The sequence below is a fragment of the Aneurinibacillus soli genome, from assembly GCF_002355375.1.
GTDB classification, from domain to species: domain Bacteria; phylum Bacillota; class Bacilli; order Aneurinibacillales; family Aneurinibacillaceae; genus Aneurinibacillus; species Aneurinibacillus soli.
In genome coordinates this window covers 2,719,961-2,738,803 of the sequence record NZ_AP017312.1, presented here as the reverse complement: position 1 = coordinate 2,738,803, position 18,843 = coordinate 2,719,961, and the positions used below count along the sequence as shown (strand labels likewise).

Below are 18,843 nucleotides of genomic sequence, written 5' to 3'. Positions count from 1 at the left end.
AACGTAAAGAAGGGGAGGGGAAGAATGTGAGTTTACGAATCATAGCAGGCCGGGCTGGCAGTGGCAAAAGTGCGCAGTGCCTCACAGAAATTCGGGATCAGCTTGCGACTTCACCGCTCGGCAGCCCGCTTATTTATATGGTGCCGCCGCAGATGAGCTTTCAGGCTGAGCAGACACTTGCCGGGCAGCAAGGGATGATGCGGGCGCAAGTGCTTAGCTTCCGGCGTCTTGCCTGGAATGTACTGCGCGAAGCAGGGGGACTTGCGCGCATTCATATTGATAGTACAGGCATTCGAATGGCGCTGCGCCGTATTCTGGCGAATCACGCGGGCGAGCTGAAAGTGTTCGGACGGGCCGCCTCGCGCGCGGGATTCGTCGAGCAGCTAGAAGGCATGTACTGCGAGCTTATGCGCTATAACGTAGGCGCAGATGACTTGGAAGCACGCCGAGCTGCACTTATCGAAGCAGCTGAATCGCTGGAAGGGGCGGGATTTCTGCCGGATAAGCTACATGATATGCAGCTCATTTTTGGAGAGCTTGAGCAGATGCTTGCCGGACGGTATTTGGACAGTGAACACTACCTGCCGCTTCTTGCCTCTCGCTTGTCGGATGTTCGAACTCTCGAAGGGGCGAATGTATGGATTGATGGGTTCGAGACGTTTACACCGCAAGAGATGCTTGTCATTGCTTCGCTTTTGCGTACGGTGAACCGGGTTACGGTTACCCTGCCGCTTGACCGGATATATGGAGAAGCAGACGGGCCGAATGAGCTGGATTTGTTTTATACACCGGCTGTGGCGTATGAACGTCTTGTTCGATTGGCGCGGGAGAGTGGCGTACGGGTGGAAGACCCGGTTCTGCTGTCACCTGCCTTGCCGCCACGCTATGGTAGTAATCAGGCGCTTGCTCACATAGAAGCGCACTGGTCGGAGCGCCCGGCTCCTCAGTATGAGGGAGATGCATCGGTGATTATGCTGCGCACAGCTGCGAATCGACGTGCAGAAGTGGATGCCACAGCCCGCCGCATTGTGGCGCTTGTACGAGAAGAAGGCTATCGCTTCCGGGATATTGCAGTTGTGGTGCGCAATTTTGACGCATATGAGCATGTGTTTACGACGGTGTTCGCCGATTATGATCTGCCGTTCTTCCTCGATGAGAAGCGTCCCATGATGCATCATCCGCTGACCGAACTCATTCGTTCGGCGCTAGAAGCAGTGCGCTATGGGTGGAAATACGATGCAGTATTCCGCTGCGTGAAGACGGACTTGCTGCTGGTGCCGCAGGAGAAGGAAGAGCTACCTGTCCTGCGCCATAGCCTGGATCGGCTTGAGAATTATGTGCTGGCTCACGGCATCGAGGGCTACCGCTGGACACAGTCGGATTCGTGGACGTACCGCATCTACCGTGGGCTGGACGCGGAACTGGAAGCAGGTGATCAGTCGACGGACGAAGCCCGCGTAGAACGTGAATTGAACACCCTGCGCCATCGGGTTGCGAAACCACTGGCTCGCCTGGAAGAGGATCTCGGAAAAGCGAAAACGGTGCGGGCGATGTGCGAAGCATTGTATGACTTTTTACTAGCCTGTGAGATTCCGGGCCGCCTTGAGACATGGAGTGAAGAAGCACGGGTGAACGGGCAGCCGGAGCAGGCACGGGGGCATGGGCAAGTATGGCAGGCGGTCATTACACTGATGGATCAGCTGGTGGAAGTGCTTGGAGATGAGAAACTGACACTTGATCTATTTGCAGATGTGGTCGATGCCGGATTAGAAGATTTGAAGTTTTCTTTAGTGCCGCCTTCGTTTGACCAGGTGCTAATCGGACAACTAGAGCGCAGTCGGTTTGCGAATGTGCCGTGTGTGTTTATTCTCGGCGTGAACGATGGTGTTATTCCGGCACGTCCCCCGGAGAGTGGGATGTTGTCGGATGCGGAGCGGGAGGCACTGACAGCGACCGGGATTGAACTTGCACCGGGTGGACGCCGCCGTATTCTGGATGAAGAGCTGATGTTGTACAGGGCGCTTGCTTCTCCGCGTGAACGGTTGTGGGTGAGTTGCCCACTCGCGGATGAAGAGGGCAAGGCACTTCTTCCGGCCCCGGCCTTGAAGCGCCTTGCCGAGATGGTTCCACGTGCTGATCAAGCATTTGCTGCGGATGAACCGGGAGATGTGCCAGAAGAAGAACAGCTTTCGTTTATAACCGGGCCTGCGCGGGCATTATCCCGCCTGATTGGACTGCTTGGGCAGTGGAACAAAGGATATGCGCTTGCGCCACTCTGGTGGGATGTGTATAACGCGCTGTATGACCGGAACCGGGATGAGCTTCTGTTGCTTACGCGCGGGCTGTTCTACCGCAATGAAGAAGCGCGTCTGCCCGCACCGATTAGCAAGCGGCTGTATGGGGAGACCATTCGGGCAAGCGTGTCGCGGATGGAGAAATACAAGTCGTGCCCGTTCTCCCATTTCGCTACGTATGGGTTGAAGTTAAAAGAACGGGAGTTGTATCGGCTCGAAGCTCCAGACATTGGTCAGTTGTTTCACGCCGCACTTAAGATGGTCGGGGATCGACTGGTGGAGCAGAACCGGGAATGGAGTAGCCTAGAAGCAGATCAGGCGCATGCTCTGGCGAAAGAAATGGTAGCAGAGCTGACGCCGAAGCTGCAGAAAAATATATTGCTTAGCTCACGGCGCAATGAGTATTTGTCCCATAAGTTGACGAATGTTGTGGGGCGAGCTGCGGCTGTGCTTGCTGTTCAGGCGCGGCGCAGCGCATTCACACCACGGGCGCTGGAAGTAGCATTTGGCATGGGAGATGGCGGACTGCCTGCACTCGAAGTCGAGTTGGCGGACGGAACTCGTATGCAGCTAATCGGGCGCATTGACCGGGTAGACGGTGCGGATGGGCCAGGTGGACTTCTGCTACGTGTGCTGGATTACAAGTCAAGTGCGAAGGGGTTGGCGCTTGAAGATGTGTATTTTGGCCTGTCGCTGCAAATGCTTGTGTATCTGGATGTCGTGCTGGAAAATGCGGAGGCGTTTTTCGGACAATCTGCAGAGGCTGCTGGGGTGCTGTATTTCCACGTCCACAATCCAATGCTTGCTGCCAGTCGTCCGCTTGCGGATGACGCGATTGAAGCGGAGCTGCATAAGCAATTCAAAATGAAAGGACTTGTGCTTGCCGACCCGGATGTGGTGCGCATGATGGACAATCAGCTTGACACTGGCTATTCTGATATGCTGCCAGTCGCACTTAAAAAGGACGGATCGTTTTACAGCAGTGCCAGAGTGGCGACAGCGGAGCAGTTCACGCATCTGCGTGGGTATGTGCGGACGCTGATGCGCGAGATTGGTACAGAAATTACGACCGGAGACGTTACGATTGCACCGTACTGGAGAAGGAAGCGTACGGCTTGTACGTACTGTTCCTTTAAGCCGGTTTGTCAGTTCGACCCGTTGATCGAACCGGGGGAATACAAGGTGCTACGCGATCCGGAAAGCGATGTTATGTGGAGTGAAATGGAGCGCAGAGGGGGAGAGAGATGAATCGTATGGAGATGGAGAAACCGATCGGAAGCACCTGGACGGATGAGCAGTGGTCCGCAATTGCGGCACGCGGCTCACATATTCTCGTTGCGGCAGCGGCGGGGTCGGGGAAAACAGCGGTGCTAGTAGAGCGCATCATTCGCCGGATTGCGGATGAAAGTGACCCAATTAATGTCGACAATTTGCTGGTTGTGACGTTTACGAAAGCGGCAGCAGCCGAGATGCGGCAGCGGATCGGCGAGAAGCTGGAAGAAGCGGTACGAGGTCAATCGTCTCTCTACTTGCGACGTCAGCTTGCTCTCCTGCCGCGTGCATCAATTATGACCTTGCACTCATTCTGTATGGAAGTGTTGCAGCGATATTACTATTTTATTGATCTGGACCCATCGTTCCGTATCGCGGATGAGACGGAAGCGCAGCTGCTGCGGCAGGAAGCGCTCGACGGGCTGTTTGATGAGCAGTATATCGCGGAAGATCCACTATTTTTTCGGCTGGTGGATAGCTATGCGAGCGATCGGGGGGATGAGGCGCTACAGGCGCTCGTGCAGCGGCTGTATGATTTTGCGCGCAGCCACCCTGACCCAGATCAGTGGCTTCATGATATGGCAGCGATGTATGAGGCGAGAACACCGGACGAATTTTATGAGCAGACATGGTTTAGGGCGCTTACACGTGATGTACAGCTTGAGCTTGCAGGCATTGAGGCGCTGCTTGTGCGAGCGGTGGGTCTGGCACAGGAGAGTGGTGGGCCGACTCCGTATCTAGCCAATCTTACACCGGAGCTGTCGATGGTTCAGGGGCTGATCGCAGCAAGTGAGCGGTCGTGGACCGAGCTGGCAGATGCGTTTTCTGATGCAGCGTTTGGCCGCTTGAAGGCATGCCGAGGCGATCAATATGATGCCACTCTTGTGCAGAAGGCGAAGGATGTACGTGATCTGGCAAAGAAGCGGCTGGAGAAGTTACGCAGCGAATTGTTTGCGATGACGCCAGATGAGCAATTTGCGACGAATCAGGAGTTGGCACCATTGATCGGCAAACTCGTCGAGATCGTACAGACATTCGGTGCGCGGTATACGGCATTGAAAAAAGAAAAAGGGCTGGTTGATTTTTCGGATCTGGAGCATTACTGCCTTCAGATTTTGCGTGCTCCGGATGCCAAGCCAGGTGAACTTATGCCATCGGCGGCAGCGCTTGATTACCGGGCACAGTTCGGGGAAGTGCTGGTCGATGAATACCAAGATACGAACGGGGTACAGGAAACGATTGTACGTCTCGTCTCACGCAGTGGAGACGGGGAAGTGGGGAATTTGTTCATGGTTGGGGACCCCAAGCAGAGCATTTATCGTTTCCGCTTGGCGGAACCGGATTTGTTTCTGTCGAAGTACAAATCATTCCAGCCAGATGGAACCGGGGGCGGACGGCGGATTGATCTGGCGAAAAACTTCCGCAGTCGTCGGGAAGTGCTTGATGGCGCGAATTTTGTGTTTCATCAGATTATGAGTGAAGACGCGGCAGAGATTGATTACGATACGAACGCTGCACTTGTGTTCGGATTTGAGAATTATCCCGAGATTGACGGACTGGATACATCAGTGGAAGTGATGCTGATTGACCGACATGAAGCGGATGCGGATGAGGTGTCATGGACGGACGATGCAGAATTGGATGCAGAAGAGACAGCTGTCGATGTGCTTGATACAGCCGAGCTTGAGAATGTCCAGCTCGAAACAAGATTGATCGCCGAGAAGATCAAAAGCATGATCGCATCCGGCCATCAGGTGTATGACAAGCAGACAAAAGCAATGCGGGCGATGCAGTACCGGGATGTTGTCGTGCTCCTGCGAGCGACAAGCCAGTGGGCGCCTATTATGACTGATGAGTTCAAAGGGCTGGGCATTCCTGCGTATGCGGAACTTGCGACCGGCTATTTTACGGCCACAGAGATCGAAGTGATGACCTCGCTTCTGCATGTCATCGACAATCCATACCAGGACATTCCGCTTGCTGGTGTACTGCGTTCGCCGCTTGTCCAGCTGACAGCGGAAGAATTATCGAACATCCGACTCGCAGACAAAAATGGCGCGTATTATGATGCGCTGCTCACGTATGTACAGATGGAAGAAGCCGATCCGACGCTTCGCACACGGCTTACGTCATTTCTTCAAAAGCTGGAAGACTGGCGGACGAAAGCGCGGCAGGGAGCACTTTCGACTTTGATCTGGGATGTGTTCCGGGATACTGGCTTTTACGATTTTGCTGGAGGGCTTCCAGGCGGCAAGCAGCGGCAGGCCAATCTGCGAGCGCTGTATGATCGGGCATGCCAGTATGAAGCGACTTCATTCCGTGGCTTGTTTCGCTTCCTCCGATTCATGGAGCGCATGCAGGAGCAGGGCGGCGACCTCGGAACGGCGCGTTCGCTCGGCGAGCAGGAAGACGTAGTACGCATCATGACGATTCATAAAAGTAAAGGGCTGGAATTCCCGGTTGTGTTTGTGGCTGGTCTTTCTAAACAGCATAACTTTATGGACTTGAACCGAGCGTTCCTGCTGCATAAGGACTTAGGCTTCGGTCCGAAATATATTGATCCTGACCGACGCATTAGCTTCCCGTCTCTGCCGTATGCGGCGTTGCGTCGCCGGATGCGGATGGAACAGTTGGCCGAAGAGATGCGGGTGCTGTACGTGGCGCTAACACGTGCAAAAGAAAAGCTCATTCTGATCGGAACGGCCAAAAATTTGCAGGCATCGATTGAAAAATGGGTGCAGCTGATGGATACGCCGCACTGGAATCTACCAGCGTATGAGCTGGTGGCTGGCAAAACATATCTCGACTGGATCGGGCCTGCCCTCGTGCGTCACGGTGCGGCAGATATACTCCGTGATGCAATTGATTGTACGGAACGTCCGCCAGTGCATACAGCAACTCATCCATCTCGCTGGACGATTACATGTCGTACGGCCTCGTCTCTTCTGTCAGGAATATCGGCGGAACAGGAAGAACGGACAGAGCTTGCGCGTGCGGTGCAGAATGGTGAGCGTGTACCCGTATCAGGTGGACGTGCCGCTGAAATCGCCGCACGTCTTACATGGAAATACGACCATACGGCTGCCACTGTGTTTTTGCCGAAGCAGTCGGTATCGGAACTGAAGCGGCGCAAGCAGGCCGAACTTGAGCAGCAGGAAGACGGCTGGCAGGCACCTGCGTGGATGCCAGGCCTGTTCAAAAGTGATGTCGCACCTCGTCCGCAGTTTCTTACGAGAAAAGAACTGAACGCCGCCGAACGCGGAACGGCGATGCATACGGTGCTCCAGCAACTGCCGCCCGGAATGGAGCCGGATAGCGTGCTGATTCAAGAATTTATTGACCGACTTGTCGGACGTGAGTTGCTGACAGAGGCAGAAGCGAGCATAGTTGATGCTGAACTGATCGCTTCGTTTCTTGCGAGTGAGATCGGACAGAAGCTACGCACCCATGATCCGGCACGCGTATATCGCGAGCAAATATTTACACTTTCACTCCCGGCGCGGGAAGCGTATGGCGAAGAATGGCTGGAAACAGAAGAGGAAACGGTGCTTGTGCAAGGCGTCATTGACTGTTTGATTGATGATGGAGATGGCTGGATTGTGCTTGATTATAAGACGGACCGCACCGAGGGGCTTACGGATGCGTTGTTGCTGGCGCGTTATGAGGAGCAGCTGGTTTACTACGCTCGGGCGGTTGAACAGATTACGGGCGGTACGGTAAAAGAAAAGATTTTGTACTTTTTAGATGGCGGTCGTATGTTGTACGTGCCATAGGGAAGGGGGAGAACATGAGAATACTGCATACAGCCGACTGGCATCTCGGCAAAACGTTGGAGGGACGCAGTCGCCTGCCAGAACAGGAAGCGTTCATTGATGAGCTGTGCGGCATTGTCGAAGAAGAACGCATTGATGTACTGCTGCTGGCGGGGGACGTATTTGATACGGTTAACCCGCCATCTGCGGCTGAGCAACTGTTTTACGACAGTATGGCACGTCTTGCGGATGGGGGGAAGCGCAGGGTGATTGTGATTGCGGGCAATCATGACAATCCAGACCGGCTTGCTGCTTCACATCCACTGGCAGAGCGGCACGGCATTACGCTGCTTGGGCTACCGACAGCGGAGATGCTGACGGTAGCCGTGCCACGCACGGGAGAGGAGGCTCGCGTGTTTGCCCTGCCGTATCCGTCTGAATCACGCCTGCAAGTGCTTCTTGCTGAGAGTAATGAAGAGGAAGTACTACGTCAGGCGTATGATGAGCGTTTGGCGCATTTGTTTGCGAGGCAAAGTGCGTACTTCACACCGCATACTGTTAATCTGGCGATGAGTCATCTGTATGTGCTCGGTAGTTTTGAAAGTGAATCCGAGCGTCCGATCCAGGTGGGGGGGGCGTATACGGTATCGGCTACGACACTTCCAGCAGCGGCTCAGTATGTAGCGCTTGGTCACTTGCACCGTCCGCAGGATGTGGCAAAAGCGCCAACTCGTGCCCGTTACTCTGGCTCGCCGCTTGCCTACAGCTTCTCGGAAGCGGGACAGGCGAAGTCGGTAACGATTATAGACGCTACACCAGGCGTTCCGGCCGAAGTGAAAGAGTTGTTCCTGTCAAGCGGGCGCCCGCTTGTGAAGTGGAAGGCACGGGATGGGATTGCGGAGGTATACCGCTTTATTGATGAGGGACGGGATGCGAATGCATGGATTGATCTAGAGGTGCATGTGCCAGATACGATTCCGTTAGAAGACATTCAGAAGCTGCGTCGCCTGCACGGAGGAATTATTGGCATCCGCCCGGTTTATCCGGATATGTTGGAAGCGGCAGAAGCCATGGAGCGACGCGCCAGTCTGCCGATTGATGAGTTGTTCCGCCGTTTTTATAGCCGGCAGACGGGTGGTGCGGTGCCGGACGAGGAGACGGTGAAGCTGTTTATGGAAGTACTGGAGGAGAAGGAGGGGTAAGTCCATGCGTCCGATTCATTTAAAGCTGGCCGGTATTAACAGCTTCCGGGACGAGCAGGAAGTTGATTTTGCTACGCTGTGCGAAGGTGGCGTGTTCGGGATTTTTGGCCCAACCGGAAGCGGTAAGTCTTCGCTCCTAGATGCCATCACCCTCGCCTTGTACGGAAAAGTAGAACGTGCCCTGGGTGGTACACAGGGGATTATGAATCAGGCAGAAGACCAGCTAAGTGTTGCGTTTACGTTCGAACTTAGGAGTGCGGAGGGCGCTGCGCGGTATCGAGTGGAGCGCCGCTATAAGCGGACGGATGATGTGAAGCTGCGGACCGCGACCTGCCGTTTCATCAAGATTGAGGAGGACGGGGAAAAAGTACTCGCCGGGAAAGAACGGGACGTCACTCAGTGTGTCGAAGACGTTCTCGGTTTGACGGTGGATGATTTTACCCGCGCAGTCGTGCTGCCACAGGGGAAATTTGCCGAGTTCCTTTCCCTTAAAGGCAGTGAGCGGCGGCAGATGCTGCAGCGCCTGTTTCATCTGGAGCAGTACGGGGACGGACTGAATGCGAAGCTGAAACGACGAATTGCGGAATCACGCGGGAAGACAGCTGAGCTGGCCGCTGAACAGCAGGGATTAGGCGACGCCTCTTCGGAAGCCGTACAGGCAGCAGCAGAACGAAGCAAGCAGGCTGAAGTCGCCCTCGTGCAGGCCGAAGAAGCGAACACAGCCGCAGACGCCGCGCATGAAGAAGGCAAGCGGGTCTGGGGGCAGCAGGCCGAATACAATGAGGTGAAACGCCGTATCGTATTGCATGAAGCGGATGCAGAACGAATGGATCAACTGGCGGAACAGCTCACGCGAGCCGAACAGGCAGAGCGGGTGCGTCCGTACTATGAGGAGCGTATTCGTGCGACACGCGATGCGGAAGTGGCGCAGGCAGAAGCGAAGCATGCCCGGATTACCCTGACAGAACGAGAAGTGGTATGCAGACAAGCAGAAGTAGAGGCACAGGCAGCGAGAGAGCGCCAGCAGGCCGAAGAGCCGGGCTATATGGTTCGCATCGAACAATTGAAGCAGGCTGAAGAACTGGAAGAAGAGGTTATCCGCTTGCAGACGGGAATGCAAAAAGCAGATGCCGCGCGCATCGAGCTACAGCAACAGCATGTAAAAGCAAAAGAATTAATAAACAGTTCGGAAATACTGCGCACTAAAGCAATAACCAAACAATCCAATATACAAAAACAAATCCAAGAAAAAACAGTTAAACATGAAAAACGTCAGCAAATTATGCAGGCTGTCCAGGAAAAATATATGCTGCAAACGCTACAAGATCAGCATACGGTCGCACAACAGAAGCATAAAGACAGTGAAAAGCGCACGGCAGAAGCACATGGCCGAGCAGAGCGAGTTCACAGTGCCTGGGGCGATTTGCAGCTACGCTCCCGGGAGGTGCTGCTCGATGTTCAGACGCTGTACAATGACATCTATAGTACGCATCAGGATGTGCGATATATCGAGTCGCTCCTTATGCAACTTACATCCGAACTTCGCAGCGCCGCTGTGCGGGAAACCAGACGTACTCTTGCAATACAGCTTGCGACAGAGCTGAAAGAGGGAGAGGCATGTCCGGTATGTGGATCATCGCATCACCTTCACCCTATCCAGCCAGCAACAGAAACGAGAACGGTGAATACCGAAAAACTGATTATGGAGCTGGAAGACGCGCTTTTGCGTGCCCGTACGGTACAACACGAAAGTCATACCTTTATGTATCGATTAGAACAACTGGCTGAAAGTTTGCAAGAAACAGGGGAAGCTGACAGTGAAATGGCTTGTGCTCGACAATCGCAGAACCATACGGGGATGAAGCTTGAACCGCAGGCCGATGCAAGTGCGAATGTGGAGCAGCTGCTTGTGGCACTTACCCGGACAGAGGAGAAGCTTGCACAGGCGAAAGCACAGGCAGAAACGTGTGAAGCAGACGGGAAACAACTCGCCAGCCAGCGCTCCCGTCTCAAGGAACAGATCGTGCAAGCGAAGACTGCATACGACGTAAGCGTCCAGCAAACAGCTGAGCTTCAAGTCAAAGAACAGGAGCTTCACAAACAGGTAGAAGTATCCCGTCTGCGATGGATTGAGCGATTCGGTGAATGGACACCGGAGACCGTTGAGCCGGAAGCAGCACAAATCGCGGCGTGGGATGCAGAAGTCGAACAGTTGCGCGAACGTCTGGCACGCAGCGTGCCATTTATTGAAGAGAAAGAACGAGAAATCAAAGCAGGGCAAGAGAAGCTTACGGAATGCGACCTGGAACTGATCCGACTGGAGACAGAGACGGCTGGGATGAAGGCGAACTGGGATGAAAAAAGCAACCGTCTGCATCAGATTACAGGTGGTGTGCAGGCGATTACACAGCGTCAAGAAACAGAACAGGAGCTGCATCACCTGCGAGAAACTGTACGAATTGCCGACGAGCGTGCGACAGAACAACAATCCAGCCTGCGTGAGGCCGAAAAACGAAGCAGCGCGGCACAACAAGCCGAGCAACTTGCGACTGCGCGTAAGGCGGAAGCCAAACAGAAATGGGAGGCTGCCCGTTTACGTACCCCATTTGCAAGTGAAGCGGAGGTAGCAGAAGCGTTTACGTCGGAAGAGAAGCGTATTGACTGGACACAGCAACTTGCAGCTTATCGGGATACAGAAAAGCAGCTCGTCAATGAGCGACACCGGCTGGAGAGGCTTCTTGACGGACGTTGCATGACAGAAGAGGAATGGAAACAGCTGCAAGAAGCGCTTCAGAACACCCGAGCCCAGGTAGCAGAAGCCGCCCGGGAGCAGGCACGTGCTGTGCGGGATCTCGAAGATGTGGAGCAGCGCCACACACGCTGGCAGACACTTGAAGAGGAGCGCATACGTCTGCAAGAAACGCTGAACCGTCTGAATGCCCTTCAGACTGTATTCCGTGGTAACGGATTCGTAGAGTTCATCGCAGAGGAACAGCTCATGCAAGTCAGTCAGGAAGCATCGGTCCGTCTTGGCAAACTGACACGCCGCCGCTACGCGATTGAAGTCGATTCGAGCAGCGGGTTTGTCATGCGGGATGATGCGAACGGTGGGGTACGACGTCCGGTGACAACATTGTCCGGCGGAGAAACCTTCCTGACGTCCTTATCACTTGCGCTCGCGCTGTCTGCCCAAATCCAGCTGCGCGGCGAATACCCGCTGGAATTTTTCTTCCTGGATGAAGGATTCGGGACACTAGATCAGGAACTGCTTGATACGGTTATTACTGCACTGGAGAAGCTTCATACAGATCGGCTGTCTGTCGGCATTATCAGTCATGTGCCCGAGCTGCGCGCCCGTTTGCCGCAACGCTTGATTGTTACGCCAGCAGAACCGTCCGGGCATGGAAGCACGGTACACCACGAAGTGCTATAAGGATGCAAGCGAACAATCAGTCAGGGTAGCTAGCGATGTTTTCGCTTGCCGTCCCCCCATTTGACGATATATACATCAAGATGGCGACGACCGAATGCATTCACTTGCTTCATATTGGACATGAATACGTCGATTTTATTTCCCTTGATGGCTCCACCCCGGTCATGAACGGTCCGGTAGCCGATGCCTTCAATGTATAACACCGTTCCATACGGAATATGGCGACCTGCTGCAACCGTGACCCCCGCTTTTGTGCGGTGTCCGCTTGCTGTAATTCCATAGTCCGGATGGCGCGACGTTTTTCCAGTTTCACTTAGTCCATTCGTATACGCAGAGATGTTCCCCCGGAATTTTTGCACATACTGTTTGGGGCTTTTGCAATTGGCTGTAACAACGCGTTCCTGCGTGCTATTTACGGACGCGGGAAGAGCGGTTACTGTGGGAGAGTTACTCCTGTTTTTCTTTTGGACAGCTACTGAATCGGTTCGTTTGGGCACGGAAGCCGGAGGGACTTTTGACTGCTCCTCTTTTGGCACAATAAGAGGAGCCGGTGTGGGGGGAGCGAGTGACTGAGCGGAAAACGGATTGAGTAGAAGGAAGGCAGTTGGCGGCAGGGCTACCTGAAGTTTTTCACGCGATTGGACATACGATAGAGAGGTTGTATTATGTCCAATAAGTGGAATACACACCAGTATAGTTAGCATTATGACCCAGTACGACACAAGTCTCGCAAAAAAAGTAGACATTTTCTATCTCCTTTCGTCTGCATACAACGCTACAGAGTCGATTTGGATTTCGCCGGCGATTATATATATGTATATGTGTGGACGAGGCTAATAGAACAACAGAATTCATGTAGCCACTCTGGCCTGACAAAATAGAAAGGGATGAATATATAATGGCGAAACAAAAACGAACAGGCGGACAGGTGCCAAAGCCTGCTGAAGAAGGATCAACCCTGAAAGACTTGCTTGGAGAAGGAACGCTCGATAAATTAAAAAATATGTCTCGTACGATGAAGGAAGAAGAGGAAAAAAAACGTGTAGCAGCACTGGAGCAGCAACGTGCGGAACAGAAGGAGCGCGAGAAAAACAAATCATTTTCTGAGTTGCTGGATGAAAGTCATCTTGATTGGAAGAAATTCAAATAAAAACCTCTGTGTTATATAGATAAACCCTCCCAGCTTACATGTGGGAGGGTTTATCTATGCGGGACTGATTGTTTGGGGTGCGTTCTGAAAGGCGGCGTTCCCGTTCTGCGATGACAGCACTACGATCGCGCAGCTTGTGTTTATGGATGAGAAATGGATCGGCAAAATTAGTAGGAGACAGCCAATGACGGCCTTCCATCGCGCACTGCATTTCACATTGTGCGGCCAACTTCGGGCGCAGCGGAAGATTCAAATCCGCATACGGAAGCCCTGCTTCTATGTCATGTAACCGCTCGATGATCGCATCACGAAGTAGATCTCCCGCAAAACCAAGCCAGTCTAGTTCAGCGGGCGTAAGCCGAGTAAGAGACGCAGCGAGTATTTTTTTTGCGCCTGTAATATTACCGCGCCGTTGATGATACAGTCCGACCGCAATTTGAATAAGCCCGACCCATACATCGCGATTTTGCTCGGATGAAAGGCTCTTCCAGTATTCTTCCAATACCTCATGACATTCAAAATAATCACGTTCTGCATGAAAATAAACAAGATAGTCTAACAAAGCTTTTGGTGTCATACATGTATCCTCGTATATTCTAGAAAATCAAGTACAATAGATTATGCAAAAATAGAGGAAATATGGGGATCACTGACAAATACATACTAGTGAGATTCATCCGTGTATGCCCGATCCTATATTCTATATGATTATTATACCGGCTTTTTGGCTCTGTACAAGAAACCGGATGCTCCAGCAGAAAGGAGAGAGTACATGGCATACCAGACTTCACCTTATCCAGAATGGTCATGGTCGCTGTCGCGCGATCATATGTTTCATACGTGCAAGCGTCAGTACTACTATCATTATTACGGAGCGCATGGCGGGTGGCTGATGACAGCATCTGATACTGCCCGAACCGCTTACCGGCTTAAACAGCTGAAAAATTTGTACATACTACTGGGAGATGCAGTCCATACAGCTGCCCAGAAGCTCCTTGATTTGCGAGAGACGCAACAAGCGTATCCAGATGAAGCAGCCGTAACCCGTTTTCTGCGTCAGTCGCTAAACAATGCGTACCTGGAATCAAAAAAACAAGATGATTGGTGGGCGTATCCGAAGCAGTATACGATGCTGCATGAGATGTACTATGAGGGAGAGCTTTCTCCCGCTCGTGTGGAGACAGTCGCTGCCCGAATGCCAGTATGCGCGCGCAGCTTACTGGTAAGTGACACATGGCAGGAGCTTGCGAGGGATCATACGTGCACGGTTGTAGAAGTAGAGCAGCTCAACCATATTACGATTCATGATACGAAAGTATACGTCAAGCTGGACGCCTTGTATCGCCGCCCGGATGACATCTGGGTAATCGCGGACTGGAAAACGGGCCGGATCAGTGAAAGAAATCGGGAGCAGCTTTCATTGTATGCCCTATATGTGCATGAATGCTATGGGGTTCCGCTCGAGCAGATCGAAGTACGAACCGAATATTTGCTTGATGGAATATGCGACCGAACGGTGCCGATAGGAGAAGAACTCGATGTAATCGCACACAAGATTCGTGTCAGTACAGAAAGTATGAAGCAGTATAGTGCAGATGACTACTACAATCGCCCACTCCCGGAAGATTCCTTCCATGGTATAGGAGAGCCGTCTACATGTGTCATGTGCAACTATCGCCAAATCTGTCCGGCTGCAAAGCTTGGGTAGTCCAAAACTGGGGGAGTGTATGAAAAGATGGGGGCTTATTCTGCTGCTTATCGCAGTCCTAGCAAGCCCGTTCCCAACAATCGGGCGGACGAATGAACTGCCAAACTACAATAAAGGAGCTGCATTGCTTAGGCTAGAGGATATCGCGCCTGGAAGTCCGTATCGATCACCCGATGAGCTGGGACGCCTGCGCGCAGTATTTACGTATTTGCAGGAACAGCACGTCCCATTTTCCGTAGCGGTCATTCCACGAGCGATATTCATTGGAAGGGACGGTTCGCGTTATGATCGCGGGTTTGACGATGAGAAGCCAGCGGAGAATGTTCGCCAGTTAGCACGCCTGCTTCGGGATGCGCAGGGGAAGGGTGCGGTGCTTGGCATGCACGGCTATACGCATCAATACGGCGACAAACCACTCCAAGATGGAACACAGAATACAGGCGTTGGTTTTGAGTTTAACGTAGCGGGTGTACCGGATACAAAAACAACATCGTATGCCGCGGAACGAATCGAAAAAAGTTTGCGGGCATTTGATCGTGTCGGACTTGTACCGGCATTCTGGGAATCTCCTCATTACACAGATACGCGCGCGCAGGAAGAGGTGTTTCGCTCGTACATGGGGATTTTATACCAGCCTGACTTTCGTTCGCTCGTCTCGTTACGGGACATGAATGTGTATGAAACAAATAATACATATCGCAAGGTAACGTCCGGTTCTGTGTATGTACCTGCTCCTCTCTCGTATGTGCATGACGGTCATTCGTCTGCGGCTATCGTCAGAAAACTTCAGACGTATAAAGGACTTGCGTCTGTGTTTTATCATCCATATCTTGAATTCGAACATATGGAGCCGATTCATCGTCCAGATGGCACACAGGTGATGCAGGATGGTCTGCCATTGTACCGATACCGCATCGGGGAAACATCCGACCTGCAGCAACTTGTAGCTGGTGTGCGAAAAAGCGGGTTTACCTGGATGTCGCTTCATGAGGTTGTGCCATTCACGCCAGCGCACCGCCTGTCGCTGTCGGATGCGTCTGTACACCTGATGACTGGAGATGTCACGGGGAGCGGGTCCGCTTCGCTTGTCATAGACGATGGATCAGCGATTTATGTACAGATGGGAGACTTCCGCTGGCCGCGTAATCGAAGTCAGCCGGAGGGGCGCCGTTTTCTGACGCACACATTTGGACCGGATGACATTCTTACACTGGCGGATATAAACGGAGATGGGCGAAAAGATTTGCTTTCGTATGATCGCAAATCTGGTCGTGTAGCTGTTTTTGAATCGACCGGAACTTCTTTTGCTAAGGCGCGTGCGTATGGTCAACTTCCGCCGGGTGGATCAGCTTTGCAGGTGGGCGACTTTGATGGGGATGGCGATGAGGACGTACTTTGGCAGAATGATACAGGCTGGAAGCTTATGCGTAATGAGGACGGGCGATTTACGGTCGCGCGTACTGGCCGTTTAGCAGCAGGTGCTGTCCTTTTGACCGGAGATGTTGACGGGGATGGAGCCGATGAATGGATAGAAGTATCATCATCTTCTCATATGGTGCATATTTTTCGAGATAGGAGAGATGGCAAAACAAATGCTATCGTTCTAAACTCTCGTGATCAGTGGAAGAATATGCAATGGCTGGCTGGAGATACGAACGGAGATGGGAAATGTGATCTGATCGCATATGACCCCGCAAGCGGCCTCTGGGATGTATGGCAGAGTACAGGTTCTTCGTTTATGAAATTTCTTCCGACATACGGGCCATGGGCACGCGGGGGAAGAATGGCGCTGTGTGCGGATTTTGACGGCAATGGCCGTGCCGATATCGGCGTCTGGGAGACAAAACATCAGGGTGTAGACATCAGTCTTTCTTTTGAACCAAACAAGCGGTAAAAGGATTAGGGGGATGCTCGTTTATGACGATGTTGGCAATTTTGCTAGATGATCTATTTATCATACTGCAAGTAATTACTGGGGCAATTAGTACCTATCAAATTACGATCGGACTTGCAGGCTTTTTTCGTAAGCATGAACGGTGTGTGCACGCACCGGAGAAGTCGTTTGCTGTAATTGTAGCGGCGCATAATGAAGAGCTGGTGATTGCGCCGCTTCTCGAAAACTTAAAACGGCTTGATTATCCAAAAGAGATGTTCGATATTTTTGTCATTTGTGATAATTGTACGGATCGTACCGCAGATATCGTACGAGCGCACGATTTGTATGCGATGGAAAGATTTAATAGTGAGAAGCGAGGCAAGGGCCATGCCCTGGAATGGATGTTTGAGCAACTATGGAAGCGCAAGCGCCAGTATGATGCAGTCGTTATTTTTGATGCGGATAATCTTGTCAGTCGCAATTTCCTGCGTGAAATGAATGAAAAACTTGTCGGTGGTTCGAAAGTCGTACAGGCGTATCTGGATACAAAAAATCCATATGATTCTTGGGTGACGATTTCGTATGCGGTGACCTACTGGTTCATGAACCGGATGTGGCAGCTTGCCCGCTATAATCTCAAAATGGCCAATTCACTCGGCGGAACGGGTATCTGTGTAGACACCGACCTGCTCAAAGAAATGGGCTGGAACGCTACATCGCTTACGGAAGATGTCGAATTCACTGCCCGCTGTGTAGAGCGGGAGATTTATCCGTCCTGGGCGCACAATGCAATTGTATACGATGAAAAACCGCTGACGCTCGCCAGTTCGATGAAACAGCGCTTGCGCTGGATGCAGGGGCATTTTTATTGCGCCCGTCATTATTTCTGGCCGCTTTTGTTCAAATCCGTCCGTACCCGTAATCTTTCCCAGTTCGACGCGGCCCTTTATTTGTTCCAGCCAATGCGTCTTTTAATTGTCGCGATGACAACGCTTATGCTGTATTTGCAGGTAGCGACTCCGCTGTATGACCAGCTTGGGCTGACGAAAACACTGCCGAACTGGTTCTGGTGGGCCATTAACATTGCCCTGTACGCACAAACGCCGCTTGCGATGATAATCGAGCGCACGCCGCTTAAAGCGTATCTTGGGTTATTAGCGTATCCGGTGTTTTTGCTTACGTGGATTCCCGTAACTGTGGTCGCTTTCTTTACAAGTAACAATACAGAATGGAGCCATACCTCCCATACACGCTCTATGCGTATTGAAGACGTATCATAAAGAAAAAACAGCCGACTCGTCTAGCTAAGTCGGCTGTTTTTGTTTAACTAGAATACACGACGGCGGCGGGTGACGTGACGATGGATATGACGATGGATATGACGATGGATGACACGGCGACGACGACGGCGAATTACTACACGGCGACAGTCGCAGTCACAGTCACAATCACGACGGCAGCCATCAAAAAAGCCATCGCAGGGGTCAAATGATGGGAATCTAAAATCGATATTGTTGAAGAACGGATCGAATCCACGGTTGCACATATTTTAGCACCTCCTATGTTTTGGTATACTCTCATCATATGAGAGCACAGCTGAATACGTATGGACAAACATCTGTGGACAACCGCCGCTTTTAGCGCCTGATTCTATTTTGTTCGCATCACGTAAATGTCAGAATTCCTTCACATTTGCCGCAGGTGATTGTAGCTGTTGTCTTGAATCTTGCCCTGTTTTCGTCTACAGTTATACGTAAGCATATATCCTTACGGGTATGCACAATACGGAAAGGGTTGTTCGTATGACACAAACACATGGCGATACACAGGAGCAGCCAGTCAACAAGCCGACGCAAGCATTGATTTCCTTCATATGCGGCACGATTAGCCTTGTTCTTTTGCTTTTATTTTTCTCCAGTATGATTATTCGTGCAGAAGGAAGTGGGCTCGTTGCGGCTCAGATGGCGATGTTGTGGCTGATGTTATCTGTCCTGCTCGCGCTGTTCGGCTTCATACTTGGGCTTCTGTCTCGTTATACAGTACAGAATAAGAAGCTCGCGTCACTCGGCCTCAGTCTATCTTGCCCGGCGCTTATTGTGACGGTTCTGATGCCACTCTTTACAGTCATTATGTATTATGTACGATCGTAAGATACA

Annotated in this window: 12 protein-coding genes; 10 read left to right on the top strand and 2 right to left on the bottom strand. The window is 52.1% G+C overall.

Translation table 11 applies throughout. The features are described 5' to 3' along the window. The first annotated feature begins 26 nt into the window (after positions 1-26). Genes addB through CB4_RS13820 form a run of 4 tightly spaced genes read left to right on the top strand, consistent with a single transcriptional unit; the run spans position 27 to position 11,953 of the window. A complete protein-coding gene (addB, locus tag CB4_RS13835; protein WP_231956010.1) occupies positions 27-3,542 on the top strand; it encodes a helicase-exonuclease AddAB subunit AddB in 3,516 nt (1,171 codons plus the stop codon). Next, a complete protein-coding gene (gene addA / locus CB4_RS13830) occupies positions 3,539-7,339 on the top strand; it encodes a helicase-exonuclease AddAB subunit AddA (RefSeq protein WP_309146609.1) in 3,801 nt (1,266 codons plus the stop codon). The genes addB and addA overlap by 4 nt, the downstream gene beginning before the upstream one ends. A gap of 14 nt (positions 7,340-7,353) precedes the next feature. Then, entirely contained in the window at positions 7,354-8,520 is a 1,167-nt protein-coding gene (locus CB4_RS13825; RefSeq protein ID WP_096466365.1) for an exonuclease SbcCD subunit D, read from the top strand. 4 nt (positions 8,521-8,524) lie between these two features. Continuing rightward, complete coding sequence (locus tag CB4_RS13820; RefSeq protein ID WP_096466364.1) at positions 8,525-11,953, top strand: AAA family ATPase; 3,429 nt, start codon at positions 8,525-8,527, stop codon at positions 11,951-11,953. Positions 11,954-11,982: 29 nt separating this feature from the next. On the opposite strand, the gene CB4_RS13815 is transcribed toward CB4_RS13820, so the two are convergent. Next, positions 11,983-12,699 (bottom strand): 3D domain-containing protein, encoded by a 717-nt coding sequence (locus tag CB4_RS13815; RefSeq protein WP_096466363.1) that lies wholly within the window; start codon positions 12,697-12,699, stop codon positions 11,983-11,985. 152 nt (positions 12,700-12,851) lie between these two features. Between CB4_RS13815 and CB4_RS13810 the strand changes: the two genes are divergently transcribed. Beyond that, complete coding sequence (locus tag CB4_RS13810; RefSeq protein ID WP_096466362.1) at positions 12,852-13,103, top strand: YqkE family protein; 252 nt, start codon at positions 12,852-12,854, stop codon at positions 13,101-13,103. Between the two features lie 34 nt (positions 13,104-13,137). Here the strand turns inward: CB4_RS13810 and CB4_RS13805 are convergent, their stop codons facing one another. After that, the gene (locus CB4_RS13805) at positions 13,138-13,680 is read right to left on the bottom strand and encodes a DUF309 domain-containing protein (protein WP_096466361.1); all 543 of its coding nucleotides are present in this window, start codon (positions 13,678-13,680) and stop codon (positions 13,138-13,140) included. A 195-nt stretch (positions 13,681-13,875) separates the two neighbouring features. On the opposite strand from CB4_RS13805, the gene CB4_RS13800 reads away from it, so the two are divergent. The 5 genes from CB4_RS13800 to CB4_RS13785 all read left to right on the top strand — a co-directional run bounded on the left by CB4_RS13800 (position 13,876) and on the right by CB4_RS13785 (position 18,837). Further along, a complete protein-coding gene (locus CB4_RS13800) occupies positions 13,876-14,811 on the top strand; it encodes a PD-(D/E)XK nuclease family protein (RefSeq protein ID WP_096466360.1) in 936 nt (311 codons plus the stop codon). A gap of 19 nt (positions 14,812-14,830) precedes the next feature. Further along, positions 14,831-16,705: a DUF2334 domain-containing protein gene (locus tag CB4_RS13795; RefSeq protein ID WP_096466359.1), complete on the top strand. Its 1,875-nt coding sequence runs from the start codon at positions 14,831-14,833 to the stop codon at positions 16,703-16,705. A gap of 23 nt (positions 16,706-16,728) precedes the next feature. Continuing rightward, the gene (locus CB4_RS13790) at positions 16,729-17,967 is read left to right on the top strand and encodes a glycosyltransferase family 2 protein (protein ID WP_096466358.1); all 1,239 of its coding nucleotides are present in this window, start codon (positions 16,729-16,731) and stop codon (positions 17,965-17,967) included. A 74-nt stretch (positions 17,968-18,041) separates the two neighbouring features. Further along, a complete protein-coding gene (locus CB4_RS21055) occupies positions 18,042-18,179 on the top strand; it encodes a hypothetical protein (RefSeq protein WP_157737980.1) in 138 nt (45 codons plus the stop codon). Between the two features lie 310 nt (positions 18,180-18,489). Then, the gene (locus tag CB4_RS13785) at positions 18,490-18,837 is read left to right on the top strand and encodes a hypothetical protein (protein WP_096466357.1); all 348 of its coding nucleotides are present in this window, start codon (positions 18,490-18,492) and stop codon (positions 18,835-18,837) included. Positions 18,838-18,843: the final 6 nt, after the last annotated feature.

What these genes read in the sequence shown, in the direction of transcription:
- CB4_RS13790 (WP_096466358.1), top strand. Translation starts at nt 16,729, where the DNA reads ATGACGATGTTGGCAATTTTGCTAGATGATCTATTTATCATACTGCAA.
- CB4_RS13820 (WP_096466364.1), top strand. Translation starts at nt 8,525, where the DNA reads ATGCGTCCGATTCATTTAAAGCTGGCCGGTATTAACAGCTTCCGGGAC.
- CB4_RS13795 (WP_096466359.1), top strand. Translation starts at nt 14,831, where the DNA reads ATGAAAAGATGGGGGCTTATTCTGCTGCTTATCGCAGTCCTAGCAAGC.
- CB4_RS13805 (WP_096466361.1), bottom strand. Translation starts at nt 13,680, where the DNA reads ATGACACCAAAAGCTTTGTTAGACTATCTTGTTTATTTTCATGCAGAA.
- CB4_RS13825 (WP_096466365.1), top strand. Translation starts at nt 7,354, where the DNA reads ATGAGAATACTGCATACAGCCGACTGGCATCTCGGCAAAACGTTGGAG.
- CB4_RS13810 (WP_096466362.1), top strand. Translation starts at nt 12,852, where the DNA reads ATGGCGAAACAAAAACGAACAGGCGGACAGGTGCCAAAGCCTGCTGAA.
- CB4_RS13800 (WP_096466360.1), top strand. Translation starts at nt 13,876, where the DNA reads ATGGCATACCAGACTTCACCTTATCCAGAATGGTCATGGTCGCTGTCG.
- CB4_RS13785 (WP_096466357.1), top strand. Translation starts at nt 18,490, where the DNA reads ATGACACAAACACATGGCGATACACAGGAGCAGCCAGTCAACAAGCCG.
- addA (WP_309146609.1), top strand. Translation starts at nt 3,539, where the DNA reads ATGAATCGTATGGAGATGGAGAAACCGATCGGAAGCACCTGGACGGAT.
- CB4_RS13815 (WP_096466363.1), bottom strand. Translation starts at nt 12,699, where the DNA reads ATGTCTACTTTTTTTGCGAGACTTGTGTCGTACTGGGTCATAATGCTA.